Genomic DNA, 14543 nt, shown 5'->3' with positions numbered 1-14543 from the left:
GGGCGGCCTGCCCCGGAAACCCGTTCCGGTCCGGCTGGTCGTGAAGGTGACCGGGTCGGGGGTGGGGTGGGGCTTCCGAGGTGCTGCCTCGCGTCGGGTCCCCGGGAGCGGGTGGATCTGGCCGGCCCTTCCGGAGCGGCGCTCTGCCTGACGCTTCGGTGGAACGTCATGGCGGTCACCGGGACCGGTTGACGTCCATGGCGTTCCACTCGTGCCGTCGGGGGTGGGTCTGTCGTCGCCGGAGCGACGACGGACGCACCTGAACGCCCTAGGCGGGGCGGCGCATCTGGAGTTCCTGCAGAGCGGGGACGGTGGGGTGGGGGACGCGGACGCCGGTGTCGGTGAAGCCGAGCTTCTGGTACGCCCGGTAGGCGCGGTCGTTGCCGACCACCACCTCCAGCATCAGCTCCGGCCGCCCGCAGGACCGGGACCAGGCGGCCACCGCCTCGACCAGGTCACCGAGCAGGCCGGCGCCCCGGCGGGCCGGGGTGACGTAGACGGCGTACACGACGGTCAGGCCGGGCTCCTGCGGCACGGCGACGCCGCCGGCGTGCCCGACGAGCCGGCCGCCCGGGTCCGCGACGAACTGCGCGGTGTGGCAGCCCGCCGAGACCGCGGCGATCCGGGCGCAGTAGTCGGCGTGCGGCCGGGCGGCGGCGTCCGCGATCGTCTCCAGGAAGGCCAGCGGGGAGTCAGCCAGCATCTCCAGGCGCAGCGCCCGCATCCGCGCGCCGTCCGCCGGCCGCACCCGGCGGACGGTGGCCGGCCGGGCGCCGGGATCGCCGGCTGCGCGTGCAGGCCGGTCCGGGCCGGGAACGGCCGGGGTACGGGTCATGCCGCATGCATACCGCAGCGATGGTCGACGATACGTCGAGGGGCGGAGCCCGTCCTGTATGCCCAGTTTTGTGGTCGTGCGCCGTCGTCACTCCTCGTGTAGCGTGCGATTTCGGTCACCGAATCAGCGGCCGTCGTCGATCGCCGAAATGGTGGCTCCCGGTGCGCCGGCCCGGCCGGTGTCCCGTGGGTTGTGGAACGCCGCGCAGAGTGAGGAAGTGCACCGTGGCACAGGGCACCGTGAAGTGGTTCAACTCCGAAAAGGGCTACGGCTTCATCGCCGTCGACGGCGGGCAGGACGTGTTCGTCCACTTCTCCGCGATCGAGATGGACGGCTACAAGGCACTCGACGACGGCCAGCGGGTCGAGTTCGAGATCGCCCAGGGTCAGAAGGGGCCGCAGGCCGAGCGGGTCCGCGTCATCGCCTGACCGGGGCCGGCGCCCGCAGGGGGTGCACCGGGCCGATGTGGCGGTTCGCCGCCGTGGCCGCCGGAGAACGGGGGCTGCGCGGCGGGGCCGCACCAGGGAAGATCATGAGCCGTTCCAGCCCATGCCGCTGAGGAGGCTCCATGTCCGACCAGCCCCCACCCGGAGCCGTACCCGGCGAGCCGGACGACGCCGCTCGGCCGACTGACGGGGTGGCGGGACGGCCCGATCCGACCGCGCCCCTGCCGGCGGATCCGACCGCGCCCCTGCCCGTCGACCCGACCGCGCCGCAGCCGACCGCGCCGCAGCCCACCGCGCCGCAGCCGACCGTGTTCCCGCCGACCGGCGTGCTGCCGGGGAACCCGTCGGCGCCCAGCGGATTCCCGCCCGGCTACCCGCCCTACCAGGGCCAGCCGCCGGGCCAGCCCTACGGCGTCTACCCGCCGGGCCAGCCCTACGGCGTCTACCCGCCGGACCAGCCGCACGGCGGCCAGCCGCACGGGGGCCAGCCGTATGGCGGCCAGCCGCACGGCGGCCAGCCGTATGGCGCCTACCCATCGGGCCAGCCCTACGGTGGCCAGCCGTATGGCGCCTACCCGCCGGGCCAGCCGTACGGCGACCCGCTGCGCGGGGCCGTGCCGCCGTACGGGCCCGGTTGGCCGGGCGGCGCCGCCTGGGACCCGCAGGACCCGCTGGTCAACCCGCCAAACGGGGGCCTGGAGGGCTGGTGGAACCGGGGCCTCGCCGCGCTGCGGCGCAGTTGGCGCGTGCTGACGCTGGTGCTGCTGGTGACCCAGGGCGTGCCGGCGCTGGCGATCTCCGTACTCTCGCTGGTGCTGCTCCCGACCGACGGGCTGGCGACGGCGACGGCGCCGTCCGCCGACGGCCAGGTCCCGCTGCCGGACGGCTTCTTCACCGACCTCGCCCTCTTCGGGGCGGTCATCGGCCTGGGCAGCCTGCTCTTCGGCCTGTTGCAGGCGGCCGGCTGGGCCGCCGGCAGCTGGGCGGTGACCCGGCAGGCGCTGGGTGAGGCGGTGACCGTCGGCGGCGCGCTGCGCTACGGCTTCCGGCGGGCGCTCGGCCTCTGGGGTTGGACCCTGCTGGCCGGCCTGCTGATGGCGGTCGGCTTCTGCTTCTGCTTCCTGCCCGGCATCTACCTCGCCTTCGCGCTGAGCCTGGTCACCCCGATCTACCTCTACGAGCGGGAGAATCCGATCGGCCGGTCGTTCCGGATGTTCCACGACCGGCTGGGCATGGTGCTCGGCCGGATCAGCCTGGTGGGTGTGGTGGTGATCCTCTTCAGCGTCGTCACCTCGGTGGTGGAGAACATCGCCACGTCGGCGGCCGGCCCGGACCCGTTCGCCTCGCCCGCCACGGCGGCCGGGCTGTTCGTGGCGCTGGTCGTCGCCGCCCTGCTCTCCGTGCCGGCCTACCTGGTGCAGCAGGTCGGCCTGGTGGTGACGTACGCCGAACAGCGCGGACAGGAGGGGCCGGTGAACACCGCCCGGCTGGCCGGGGAACTCGGCTGACCGGAGGCGTTCGTGCTTGCACTCGGCAGGGGAGAGTGCTAAACAAGTCATTGGCACTCCCGTACGGTGAGTGCCAATGGTCGGGACGGTGGGGCCATGGTCGCGCCGGCGTTGGAGACGTCGGTTCGGCACACGGCCGGTCGTCGCGGGCTATCCGGCCCGGCCGAAGGACGTCGTCGTCGCCAGGTGGCGACGTCCCAAGGTGCGTACACCAGGCGGCCCATCCGGGACACACACTCGGGTGGCCCGTGAGTGTCCAGGAGGACAACGCCGTATGGCCAAGATGATCGCGTTCGACGAAGAGGCGCGCCGCGGCCTCGAGCGGGGCATGAACCAGCTCGCCGACGCCGTGAAGGTGACCCTCGGCCCCAAGGGCCGCAACGTTGTGCTCGAGAAGAAGTGGGGTGCCCCCACCATCACCAACGATGGTGTGAGCATCGCCAAGGAGATCGAGCTCGAGGACCCGTACGAGAAGATCGGCGCCGAGCTGGTCAAGGAGGTCGCCAAGAAGACCGACGACGTTGCCGGTGACGGCACGACGACGGCGACCGTCCTGGCCCAGGCCCTGGTCCGTGAGGGCCTGCGCAACGTGGCCGCCGGCGCCAACCCGATGGCCCTGAAGCGGGGCATCGAGGCCGCCGTGGCCAGCGTCTCGGAGGAGCTGCTCAAGCTCGCCAAGGACGTGGAGACCAAGGAGCAGATCGCCTCCACCGCCTCCATCTCCGCCGGTGACAACACCGTCGGTGAGATCATCGCCGAGGCGATGGACAAGGTCGGCAAGGAAGGCGTCATCACCGTCGAGGAGAGCAACACCTTCGGCCTGGAGCTCGAGCTCACCGAGGGTATGCGCTTCGACAAGGGCTACATCTCCGCGTACTTCATGACCGACCCGGAGCGCATGGAGGCCGTCTTCGACGACCCCTACCTGCTCATCGTCAACAGCAAGATCTCCTCGGTGAAGGACCTGCTCCCGATCCTGGAGAAGGTCATGCAGTCGGGCAAGCCGCTGCTGATCATCGCCGAGGACCTCGAGGGCGAGGCCCTGGCGACCCTGGTCGTCAACAAGGTCCGGGGCACCTTCAAGTCGGTCGCCGTCAAGGCGCCGGGCTTCGGTGACCGCCGCAAGGCCATGCTCGCCGACATCGCCATCCTCACCGGTGGCCAGGTCATCAGCGAGGAGGTCGGCCTCAAGCTGGACGCCGTCGGCCTCGACATGCTGGGCCGCGCCCGCAAGGTCGTGGTGACCAAGGACGAGACCACCATCGTCGACGGTGCCGGTGACGCCGAGCAGATCCAGGGCCGGGTCAACCAGATCCGGGCCGAGATCGACAAGTCGGACTCCGACTACGACCGGGAGAAGCTGCAGGAGCGCCTGGCCAAGCTGGCCGGCGGTGTTGCGGTGATCAAGGTCGGCGCGGCCACCGAGGTCGAGCTCAAGGAGCGCAAGCACCGCATCGAGGACGCCGTTCGCAACGCGAAGGCCGCCGTCGAGGAGGGCATCGTCCCGGGTGGTGGCGTGGCGCTGGTGCAGGCCGGCAAGACCGCCTTCGACAAGCTGGACCTGACCGGTGACGAGGCGACCGGCGCGAACATCGTCAAGGTCGCGCTGGACGCCCCGCTGCGGCAGATCGCCGTCAACGCCGGCCTCGAGGGTGGCGTCGTCGTCGAGCGGGTTCGCAACCTCGACGCCGGGCACGGCCTCAACGCCGCCTCCGGTGAGTACGTGGACCTGCTGGCCGCGGGCATCATCGACCCGGCCAAGGTGACCCGTTCGGCGCTGCAGAACGCGTCGTCGATCGCCGCGCTGTTCCTCACCACCGAGGCCGTCGTCGCGGACAAGCCGGAGAAGACCCCGGCCGCCCCGGCTGGCCCGGGTGGCGGGGACATGGACTTCTGAGTCCAGCTCCATCCAGTACGCCGGAAGGGGGCGGGCCGCGTCAGCGGTCCGCCCCCTTCCGTGTGTCCGGCTCGTGCGGGTCGACTCAGTCCGGCGGTGGAATCCGGACCGGCTCGTCGACCGCCAGCGGTTCGTCGCCGGCCGGCTCGTCGGCGCCGGTCAGCTCGGCCAGCTGCTCGGCGTCGCCGTAGTCGCGCTGGTCGAACGGCAGCTTCGCGGGCCCGCCGCCGACCTCCGGCCAGGTGCCGCGCCGCCCCTCGTCGAGCTGTTCGTCGTCCGTGGCCATCGCCGCCTCCTCCTACCGAAACGGTAGGGGGTGCCGACGCCCGGCAGCGGCGAAACCGGAGTTATCCGATCGTGCGGCGGTACAGCAGGAAGACCCGCTCGATCCGGGCGCCCGCGCTGCCCGAGTAGAACGGCACCGGCCCCACCCAGCCGATCTGCGCCGACGACAGGCCGGCGGCCCGCTGGTCGCGCAGGCAGCGCCGCAGCAGCACCCCGCCGATGCCGGAACCGGCCGCCTCCGGGGCGGTGCCCATCGGCCCGAACCAGCTCGGCCGGGCCGACCCGTACGCGGCGAAGCCGAGGATCGCGCCGTTCCGCTCGGCCAGGTGCGCGCCCGCGCCGGGGCGGCCCACCGAGCCGGCCAGCTCGCCGTCCCACGCCCCGCCGAAGACCGACCGGGCGAACGCGGTCAGCGCCGGCAGGTCCGCCGGCTCGGCCCGGCGTACGGCCACGCCCCGTTCGGCCAGCCGCCGCTCGGCGTCGTCGGTCGGGCGCAGCGCGGGGGAGCCGTCGGTCAGGTCGGCGGTCATGTTCCACGCCGTACGGTCCTGCCGGTGGCCGAGCGCCAGCGCCAGGCAGACCGCCGGGGTGTACCGGACGTCGATGCCGGGCCAGGCGTAGTACGGCGGGTTGCCGGCCAGCAGCAGCTCCGTCGCGCCCCGCTCGGCCAGCAGGCGTTCCGCCGCCGCCAGCAGGGCCCGCCCGACGCCCCGGCGGCGCCGGTCCGGGGCCACCGCGACCAGGTCCACGTGCCCGAGCCGCGGGTCCTCGCCCGAGATCGAGCCGACCAGCACCCCGACCAGCTCCGTCCCCGCGTACGCCCCGAGCCCGACCACCGGGCGGGCGGCGGCGGCCCGGGTCCAGACGGTGTCCACGACGGCTGCCGCCTCGGTGGCGTCCTCGGGCAGGTCCAGCGCCCGTTCGCAGAGGGCGACCACGGCCGGCGTCTGCTCGGCGGTCAGCTCGCCGACGGTGATCTCCGTGTCCATGGCCGCCGACCCTAGGGCATCCGGGCGGGCGGGCGACATCCCTCGGTCAGCGGACCGTCCGCGCCGCCCGCACCGCCGCGTACGCGTCGACCAGGCCGGCGCCGGAGACGTCGGCGGTGCCACCGCACCGGCCCTCGGTCGTCGCCGGCACCGGGGCGGCGGTGTCCCGCAGGATCGCCCGGGTCCGGGTCAGGTCACCGACCAGCGCCGGGTTCGCCGACCACATCAGCGCCACCACCCCGGCCACCTGCGGCGTCGCCATCGAGGTGCCGTCCAGGGTCGCGTACCCGCCGCCGGGCATCGCGGAGAGCACCGCCGCGCCCGGGGCGACCAGGTCCGGTTTGCCGGCGCCACCCGCGGTCGGACCCCGGCTGGAGAAGTCGGTGACCCGGCGTTCCCGGTCCACCGCCCCCACGGTCAGCACGTCCGGGTAGGGCGCCGGCGGGTCGGCGACGGTGCCGCAGCCCGGCCCGGAGTTGCCGGCGGCGGCGACCACCATGATCCCGGCGGACTCCAGCGCGGCGGTGGCCGGCCGCAGCGCCGCGGCGTCGCAACCCTCGACCGGCGGGCAGCCCCACGAGTTGGTGAGGACGTCCGGTGCCCGGCCGGGCCGGCCGTCGGTGAACGGGTCGCCGCCGGGCGGGAAGGGCGCCAGCATGAACTGGAGGCAGTCGAGGTAGTAGCCCGGGTTGCCGAGGTTGCGGTCCAGGTTGACGCAGCCCACCCAACGGGCGCCCGGCGCCACCCCGATGCCGTCGCGCCCGACCGCGCTGCCCGCCGTGTGGGTGCCGTGCCCCTGCCGATCGGTGGGGCGGCGGGTGTGCTCCCACGGGTCGTACCAGGAGTCGTCGCCGCCCCGGAAACCGGCGGCCAGCGCCGGGTGCGTGCCGTCGACCCCCGAGTCGGAGCTGCCCACCACCACCCCGGCGCCGGTCACCCCCAGCTCGGTCCAGACCCGGTCGGCGCCGATCAGCCGGATGTTCCACTCCGGGCCGGTGGGGCGGGCCGGTCGCCGCGGGCCGGCGGCGCGGGAGCCGGCAGCGGGCGGAGCCGCTGGCTGACCAGCACCCGGGACACCTCGGGACGGCTCGACAGCCAGGCGCGTACCCCCGGGCCGCCGTCCACCTCGATCGCGTTGACCAGGTAGTACGGCGTCGGGTTGAGGTGCAGCCGGGTGAGCTGCCGGCGCAGGTCCGCCTGGCTGCGGTCGGCGGTCTCCACCAGCCGCCGGTAGACCTCGGCGGCCCGGGCGTCCCGGCCGGCCCGCCCGGGCGCCCCGGCCGGCACACCGCTCAGGTCGGCCTGGGCGCGCAGCACCACCAGCAGCCGCTCGCCGTACAGCCCGGGGTGGCCCGGCACGACGTCGACCAGGACGGCGGCGGCGAGCAGCACCAGCGCGGCCGTCGCGGCCACCCGCCGGGACGGCACGCCGGCCCGGCGACGGGCGAGCAGCACGCCGTACCCGACGGCGAGCAGCAGCGCGGCGCCCAGCCCGGCCGCGGTCGCCACTGCCGTCCACCACGGCACGTCCCGCCCGGTGAGCAGCGGCAGCGAGATCTCCTCGGGGTCGGTGAAGGCCAGCGGCCCGAGCACGGCCAGCCCGACCGGCCAGCCGACCGCGGCGCGTCCGCCCCGGTCGCCGGCGCGGCGGGACGCGACGTGCAGCGCGGCCGCCAGGAAACCGGCCGGCGGCACGGTGAGCAGGGCCGGCAGCTGCACCCCGGACTGTCCGGTGCCGGCGGCGACGAGCAACAGCGCCACCCCGGCGACCAGGCCGCCGATCAGCACCAGCCGGGCCGGCCGCGGTGGCTCGCCGACCGTGAACGCCGCCCAGAAGCCGGCGTCGAGCAGCGCCGCGGCGAGCGCGCCGACCGCGGCGGCGGCCAGCCCGGCGAGCACCGTCTCCAGCAGGCCGCCCAACGCTCCGAGCCCGAGCCAGGGGAGCAGCAGGGCCAGGCCGGCCGCCACGGCGAGCAGGGTCACCGGGCCCGGCCGCCGGCCGCCCGCCGGGGCCACTCCCGGGGTACGCCGGCGGGCCAGCCGGGTCAGCACCAGCGCGCCCAGCGCGGCGGTGCCGGCCAGCGCCGCCAGGTACGCCTCGTGGTGCACGAGCGGCAGCAGCCGCCACACCGCGAGGGCACCCGAGGTCAGGACGGCGCCCAGCCACACCCGGCCGGTGGCCCGGACCGCCACCGACCGGGGCAGCAGCGCCAGCAGCAGGGCCGGCAGGCCGACCAGCAGCACGGTGACCAGGGCGACCACCGGCCAGAGCCAGAGCGGGCGGCCGCCGCCCTGGTTCGCCACGATCTGCTCGACCAGCCAGCCGGCGACCTGCGGGAGCACCACCACCGGGACGGTCCAGAGGCCGGCCAGCACGGCGGCCACCACGGGCCACGGCCCGGACGGGCGGTTCTCGACGGCGGGCGGGGGTGGCGGCATGGCGTACACCCCGAAACCGTACGACGGTGGGCCGTAAAGGAAAGGTCTCGGTGAGTTCGGCGGGTCAAGTTGCAATTTAGGGTGCCGCCAAATTGTAAGTAGGACGTGTACCGTGGGGACATGTCGTCATTCAGTCCCGGTTCGGACCTGGTGGAAGCCCGCGAGCACCTGCGCGTGCTGGTCGACGGGGTGCTCGCCAAGTTGCGCGCCGGTGTGCTGCCGACCCTCGCCGAGCGGGAGAAGGTCGACTGCAAGGAAGAGGCCGGCCGGCGGGGTCGCGGCGGCAGCCTCCTGGTCGGCGAGCCGCACAATCAGGAGGCGGCCCGCCAGCTGGCCAACGAGGTGACCTGCATGGCGAACACCCCCGGCGGGGGCGCCCTGCTGGTCGGCGTCGAGGATCGCACCGGCCAGCTGCTCGGCGCAGGGCTGGACGCTGAATGGTTGCGGCACCGCGTCTACGAACACGTCGGCGTCGCTTCCGCCGTCGAGGAACGGCGCGTCGAGGGCGTACGACTGCTCGTGCTCTACGTGGCCGAGGCGCGCGAGCCGGTGGAGGACCTCAACGGACGCATCCGGTGGCGGACAGGGGGACACTGCGTCGGGGTGGACCGTGCCGAGTGGTGGCTGCACCGACAGCTGAGCGCCGGGCACGATCCGATGGCTCAGGTGACCCAGCGGACGGAGGCCGACGTCTCCCCCGGGGCGGTCGCCGTCGCCCGCCGCTACCTCGCCGCGGGTGACGCGGATGCCGCCGCGGAGATCGGTGGCACCACGGGCGACCTCCTGCGGTCCCTCGGCGTCCTTCGGCCGGACGGTCGGCTCACCGCCGCCGGGGCCCTGACCTTCTGCCCGGCCGATCGGACCCACATCAGCCTGTCCGTCTGGGACGTCGAAGGCGGTGAACTGTTGAGTGCTCCCCGGCAGATGGTCGGCCTCAGCCTGCTGGAACAGATCGCCCTGGTGGACGAGCGGCTGGACACCCTGAACAAGGCGGTGCGGCTCACCGCCGGTCCGGGCTTCGCCCAGAACTACGTCCGTCAGCTGCCGCCAGGGGCGGTTCGTGAGGCGGTGCTGAACGGGGTGGTCCACCGGGACTGGATGCAGTCCGACCCGGTGGCCGTCACCTGGATCGAGGAGGATTCCGCCATCGAGGTGGTCAGCCCCGGGGGATTCGCCGGCGGGATCACCTCCGACACCGCCCTGACCCAGCGCTATGCGCGGTATCCGGCGCTCGCCGACCTCTTCCGCGCGCTGCGGCTGGTGGAGAAGCAGGGGTTGGGCGTCGATCGGATGTACCGCGACATGGTCGTGCTCGGCCACCGACCGCCCCTGCTGCGGGAGGAGGCGGGCCCACGGGTGCGGGTGCGGCTGGTCGGTGGCTCGCCCGTGGTTCCGGTGATGAACCTGATGGCCGGCATCCGGCCCGAGGTCCGCCAGCGGGACGTGAAGGTGGCCCTGATCGTTCACACCCTCCTGCACGAACCCTTCACCACGGCGCTGCATCTCACCCGGATCCTGCAACGCGGCGAGGCCGAGGCGGCCGAGGCGCTGGAGGTCGCGGCGGACTGCGTGGTGGGCGAGGCCTCGCTGATCAAGCGGTACAAGGACGTGTGGGTGCTGACCGACGAAGCGGTGTCGGTGGTCGACGAGAGTGCGGGGAACGAGGTCCTGCGGCGTCGTGGCGTGCTGTCCTACGTCCGGCCGGACCTGGCCGGTGCCGAGGACGTGGCACGGCGGTGGTTGGCCAGCCACGACCGGTACTCGTCAGGAGACCACTCAGCCCTCACGGGGCTGACCTACACCGGAGCGCGCGGCCAACTGGAGCGGCTCGAACGAGCTGGCCTGCTACTCCGAGGCGAGGGTAGCGGGCGAAGCGCGCACTTCATCGCCGGACCGGCCCTCCAGCCGACCGGCCGGAGCCCACGCGACGGCGACGGGTGATCGGTTGGCTGGCGGGGCGTGTCGCCGTCGGGCCCGGACGGTTACCGTGGACGGGTGCGCGACCCCAACGTGACCCGATCCGCCGCCGGCCAGCTCTCGCCGCAGCGCCGCGAGGCTGACCTGCGCAGACTCCGCACCGAGCAGTTCGACGTGCTGGTCATCGGGGGTGGGGTGACCGGGGCGGGGGCCGCCCTGGACGCCGCCTCCCGAGGGCTCAAGGTGGCCCTGGTCGAGGCCCGCGACTTCGCCGCCGGCACCTCCAGCCGGTCCAGCAAGCTGATCCACGGCGGCCTGCGCTACCTGGAGCAGTTGGAGTTCCACCTGGTCCACGAGGCGTTGACCGAGCGGGGGCTGCTGGCCACCCGGCTCGCCCCGCACCTGGTCCGGCCGATCCCGTTCCTGGTCCCGCTCCCCGCCGGGGAGCGGCTGCGCGACCTGCCGGCCCGGCTGTTCCGCCGCTCCTACTACGGCGCCGGGGTCGCCGTCTACGACGCCTTCGCCGGGATCTTCGGCGGCGGGCGGGGCATGCCGCTGCACCGGCACCTGACCCGGGAGGGGGCCCGCCGGGCCTTCCCCAGCCTGCGCGGGGACACCCTGGCCGGGGCGATCCGCTACTACGACGGCCAGGTCGACGACGCCCGGCTGGTGGTCACCCTGGCCCGCACCGCGGCCAGCCTGGGCGCCACCGTGGTGACCAGCGCCCGGGCGGTCGGCCTGGTCCGCCAGGCCCGCGAGGTGACCGGGGTCCGGGTCCGCGACCTGGAGGCGCCCGCCGGCTCCCCGGACGCCGAGTTCGAGGTACGCGCCCGCACGGTCATCGGCGCCACCGGCGTGTGGAGCGACGACATGTCGCGGATGCTCAACGACGTCGGGCTGCGCCCCGGCATCCGGGTCCGGGCCTCCAAGGGGGTGCACCTGGTGGTGCCCCGCTCGGCGATCACCGGCGAGACCGGGCTGATCCTGCGGACCGCCACCAGCGTGCTCTTCGTGATCCCCTGGGGCGGGCACTGGATCATCGGCACCACGGACACCGACTGGCAGCTGGACCGGTCCCATCCGTCGGCCACCGCCCGCGACATCCAGTATCTGCTCGACCAGGTCAACACGGTGCTGGACAAGCCGCTCACCACCGACGACATCGAGGGCGTCTACGCCGGGCTGCGTCCGCTGCTGGCCGGCGAGGCGGACTCCACCTCCAAGCTGTCCCGGGAGCACGCCGTCTTCGAGCCGATGCTCGGGCTGCTGCTGGTGGCTGGCGGCAAGTACACGACGTACCGGGTGATGGCCTCCGACGTGGTGGACCGGGCGGTCCGCCGGCTGGGCGGCGCCCGCCCGTCGCGGACCGCGGACCTGCCGCTGCTGGGCGCCGACGGGTACGCGGCGATGTGGCGGGACCGGGCCGACCTGGCCCGCCGGCACGGGGTGCCGGTCGGCGTGGTGGAGCACCTGCTGGAGCGGTACGGCACGCTCACCCTGGAGCTGCTGGCCCTGATCGACGCCGAGCCGCTGCTCGCCGCGCCGCTGGCCGGGGCGCCGGAATACCTGGCGGCCGAGGTGACGTACGCGACCCGCGCGGAGGGGGCGCTGCACCTGGAGGACGTGCTCACCCGGCGTACCCGGATCTCCTTCGAGACCAGCCACCGCGGCCTGGAGTCGGCGGGGCACACCGCGGAGCTGATGGGCGCCGTGCTGGGCTGGGACGAGTCCACCCGGGAGCGTGAGGTGTCCCACTACCGGGCGCGGGTGGCCGCGGAGCGGCAGTCGCAGTCCATGGTGGACGACGCCGCGGCGGACGCGGCGCGGCTCGGCGCTCCGGACGTCCGGGGTTTCGCCGCCGACCGGGGTGGCGACGGCGACAGCGTCGAACTGCCGTCCTCGTCCCGCTGACCGATCCCACCCGACTGGCCGACGGAGGGTCCGAACCGGTCGGCCGCTATGCGCAATTCCCGTCGTACGGTAATTTCCGGCGAGTGGCTCACCCCTTCCGGTCGCGCGTCGTCCCGCTCTCCGCCGCCGTCCTGCTGGCCGCCACGACACTCACCGCCTGCTCGCTCGGCCCCGCCCGACGGGGCGGGGCGGTCGCCGCGCCCGCGGTGAGCGGCACCGGAGCGGGTTCCGCGACCGACCGGGTCAGCCTGGTGCAAAAGCTGGGCTCCGACGGCCCGCTGCGCACCCTCAACGTCGCCGCCGACGGCCGCTGGGAGTGCGACGACTGCGCCGGCGACGGGGTGTCCTCGACCGGCGCCCTCGACCCGGACCAGGTGCAGCGGCTGCACCGGCTGCTCGCCGACCCGCGGCTGGCCGGGGAGACCGACCAGTCGCGGCAGTACCGGGCCAGTTGCATCGACGCCCTGACCTCCAGCCTGGTCACCGCCGCCGGGTTGATCACCTCGCAGGACTGCCCGGGGGAGGAACGGCCGCCGGTCGCCAACGAGATCCTGCTGCTGCTCACCCAGGCCACCCCCGCCGAACCCACCGCCTAGCCCCCTGACCTGCGGAAAGGGGAGGCGAAGGTCACTCGCCCGAACCATGGTGCGGGCAAGTTGATCAGGCACGCTTGTGACGCGTGGGGTATACATCGGCGCCGAGGCGTAGATCCGGGGAGCCGGACAAGGACCAACCGACCATCCCGGGACAACGGACCGGGCCTGGCCGCCTCGAGTCGACGACGATGATGATCCGGGCGGTGAGCCGGATGGATCTCACCGACCCGTGGGGCGAACGGCTCTCCCGATCCGCACTCGCCGCCCGCGAGGAGCCGCGCGCCGCCCGGACCGTGGCCTGGCTGGTCCCGGCGCTGGCCATGGCGCTGGTCGGCGGGGTCTTCCTGACCCGCCCGGCGCTCTGGACCGACGAGCTCGCCACCTGGGGCATGACCACGACGTCGTGGGCCGACATGTGGCCGGTGCTGCGGTACGTCGACGCGGTCCTCGCCCCCTACTACGTCCTCATGCGCGCCTGGGCGGAAGTGGCCGGAACGTCGGACCTGGCGCTGCGGCTGCCGTCCCTGGCCGCGATGGTCGGGGCCGCCGCCCTCACCGGCCGGCTCGGCTCCCGCCTGGTCGGGCCCCGCACCGGCCTGCTCGCCGGCCTGCTGCTGGTCGCGTTCCCGTCCGCCACCCGGTTCGCCCAGGAGGCCCGGCCGTACGCGCTGACCGTCTTCGCCGCCGTGCTGGCGACCCTGCTGCTGGTACGGCTCGTGGACCGGCCGACCCTGCCCCGGACGCTGGCGTACGCCCTCGCGCTGGCCCTGCTCGGCATGCTGCACCTGATCGGGTTGCTGCTGCTGGTGGCGCACGGCTGGAGCGTGCTCGCCTGGCGGCGGGAGGCGCTGTGGCACTGGCTCCTGGGCGCCGCGCTGGGCGCGCTGCCGGCAGTCCCGCTGATCTGGTTCGGTTCGGCCCAGCGCAGTCAGGTCGCGTACATCCCCGGCCTGAGCGACGCCACCTTCGGGTCGTACGGCACGGTGCTCTTCGGCACGCTGGCCGTCGGCCTGCTGGTGATTGCGCTGTCGCTGTTCAGCCTGCCGCTACGCCACCCGGCGGCGGTCTACACCGCCTGGGCCGTGCTGCCGCCGTTCGCCCTCGCGGCGGCCTCCATCTGGCTGCCACTGTTCCTGCCCCGCTACCTGATCTTCACCCTGCCCGCCTGGGCCCTGCTGGCCGGCGTCGCCCTGTCCCGGGTACGGCCGGCGCTGGCCGTGACGGCCCTCGCCGGCGTGCTGGCGCTCGGCGCGACCGCGCACGTCGGCCTCCGCCAGGTCGACGGACATGACGAGGCGACCCGGGTGGTGGCGGACATCCTGACCGAGCGGGTCACGCCCGGCGACGCCGCCGTCTACGCCGCCGCCGAACCGGACGGCGGCTGGACCACCCGTGACCTGGTCGAGCACTATGTGCCGGCCGACCGGCGCCCCACCGACCCGCTGCTCGCCCGGCCACCCCGCACCGACGGCGTGCTGCTCGCCGGGGAGTGTGCCGAGGTGTCCCGCTGCCTCGGTAAGCCGGGCCGGGTGTGGGTGGTGCGGCTGCGGGAGCTGGACGACCCCGTGCAGGGGCTCGGCGCGGAGAAGGAGAAGGTGCTCCGCTCCGGTTACCGGACCGAGCAGGTGTGGCGGCCGACGGGACTGACCCTGGCGCTGATGGTCCGGAACCGGTGACCAGCGTGCGCCTGCGTACTCCTGGCCCGTCCCGGGCCGACCGT

Annotated in this window: 10 protein-coding genes and 1 pseudogene; 7 read left to right on the top strand and 4 right to left on the bottom strand. The window is 74.3% G+C overall.

All coding sequences use genetic code 11. The features are described 5' to 3' along the window. Window positions 1-268 precede the first annotated feature (268 nt). Window positions 269-835, bottom strand: coding sequence for a GNAT family N-acetyltransferase (locus tag GA0074704_RS00580; RefSeq protein WP_088968675.1), 567 nt, complete (start codon window positions 833-835; stop codon window positions 269-271). Between the two features lie 224 nt (window positions 836-1059). Here GA0074704_RS00580 and GA0074704_RS00575 point away from each other — a divergent pair, with 224 nt between their 5' ends. The 3 genes from GA0074704_RS00575 (at window position 1060) to groL (ending at window position 4686) form a co-directional block, all read left to right on the top strand. Beyond that, the gene (locus tag GA0074704_RS00575) at window positions 1060-1263 is read left to right on the top strand and encodes a cold-shock protein (RefSeq protein ID WP_067305333.1); all 204 of its coding nucleotides are present in this window, start codon (window positions 1060-1062) and stop codon (window positions 1261-1263) included. Between the two features lie 140 nt (window positions 1264-1403). Next, window positions 1404-2789: a hypothetical protein gene (locus tag GA0074704_RS00570; RefSeq protein WP_157743560.1), complete on the top strand. Its 1386-nt coding sequence runs from the start codon at window positions 1404-1406 to the stop codon at window positions 2787-2789. Between the two features lie 274 nt (window positions 2790-3063). Further along, on the top strand, window positions 3064-4686 hold the full coding sequence (gene groL / locus GA0074704_RS00565; protein ID WP_088968673.1) for a chaperonin GroEL: 1623 nt from the start codon (window positions 3064-3066) through the stop codon (window positions 4684-4686). Between the two features lie 85 nt (window positions 4687-4771). Here the strand turns inward: groL and GA0074704_RS00560 are convergent, their stop codons facing one another. The 3 genes and pseudogenes from GA0074704_RS00560 to GA0074704_RS00550 form a co-directional block, all read right to left on the bottom strand. Next, a complete protein-coding gene (locus tag GA0074704_RS00560) occupies window positions 4772-4972 on the bottom strand; it encodes a hypothetical protein (protein WP_088968672.1) in 201 nt (66 codons plus the stop codon). 61 nt (window positions 4973-5033) lie between these two features. Further along, window positions 5034-5960: a GNAT family N-acetyltransferase gene (locus GA0074704_RS00555; RefSeq protein WP_088968671.1), complete on the bottom strand. Its 927-nt coding sequence runs from the start codon at window positions 5958-5960 to the stop codon at window positions 5034-5036. A 46-nt stretch (window positions 5961-6006) separates the two neighbouring features. Next, window positions 6007-8399 (bottom strand): annotated as a pseudogene (locus tag GA0074704_RS00550) (S8 family serine peptidase). 120 nt (window positions 8400-8519) lie between these two features. Between GA0074704_RS00550 and GA0074704_RS00545 the strand changes: the two are divergent. The 4 genes from GA0074704_RS00545 (at window position 8520) to GA0074704_RS00530 (ending at window position 14499) form a co-directional block, all read left to right on the top strand. Further along, a complete protein-coding gene (locus tag GA0074704_RS00545; RefSeq protein ID WP_088968670.1) occupies window positions 8520-10340 on the top strand; it encodes a DUF5635 domain-containing protein in 1821 nt (606 codons plus the stop codon). A gap of 54 nt (window positions 10341-10394) precedes the next feature. Continuing rightward, the gene (locus tag GA0074704_RS00540; protein WP_088973354.1) at window positions 10395-12227 is read left to right on the top strand and encodes a glycerol-3-phosphate dehydrogenase/oxidase; all 1833 of its coding nucleotides are present in this window, start codon (window positions 10395-10397) and stop codon (window positions 12225-12227) included. An 83-nt stretch (window positions 12228-12310) separates the two neighbouring features. Further along, window positions 12311-12823: a hypothetical protein gene (locus GA0074704_RS00535; protein ID WP_088968669.1), complete on the top strand. Its 513-nt coding sequence runs from the start codon at window positions 12311-12313 to the stop codon at window positions 12821-12823. 203 nt (window positions 12824-13026) lie between these two features. Then, complete coding sequence (locus tag GA0074704_RS00530; RefSeq protein WP_172880296.1) at window positions 13027-14499, top strand: glycosyltransferase family 39 protein; 1473 nt, start codon at window positions 13027-13029, stop codon at window positions 14497-14499. Window positions 14500-14543 lie beyond the last annotated feature (44 nt).

The sequence above is a fragment of the Micromonospora siamensis genome (genome assembly GCF_900090305.1).
GTDB classification, from domain to species: domain Bacteria; phylum Actinomycetota; class Actinomycetes; order Mycobacteriales; family Micromonosporaceae; genus Micromonospora; species Micromonospora siamensis.
Note: the sequence above shows the minus strand (reverse complement) of the source record. Positions and strands in the feature narration are given on the sequence as shown.

What these genes read in the sequence shown, in the direction of transcription:
- GA0074704_RS00580 (WP_088968675.1), bottom strand. Translation starts at nt 835, where the DNA reads ATGACCCGTACCCCGGCCGTTCCCGGCCCGGACCGGCCTGCACGCGCA.
- GA0074704_RS00570 (WP_157743560.1), top strand. Translation starts at nt 1,404, where the DNA reads ATGTCCGACCAGCCCCCACCCGGAGCCGTACCCGGCGAGCCGGACGAC.
- groL (WP_088968673.1), top strand. Translation starts at nt 3,064, where the DNA reads ATGGCCAAGATGATCGCGTTCGACGAAGAGGCGCGCCGCGGCCTCGAG.
- GA0074704_RS00560 (WP_088968672.1), bottom strand. Translation starts at nt 4,972, where the DNA reads ATGGCCACGGACGACGAACAGCTCGACGAGGGGCGGCGCGGCACCTGG.
- GA0074704_RS00555 (WP_088968671.1), bottom strand. Translation starts at nt 5,960, where the DNA reads ATGGACACGGAGATCACCGTCGGCGAGCTGACCGCCGAGCAGACGCCG.
- GA0074704_RS00545 (WP_088968670.1), top strand. Translation starts at nt 8,520, where the DNA reads ATGTCGTCATTCAGTCCCGGTTCGGACCTGGTGGAAGCCCGCGAGCAC.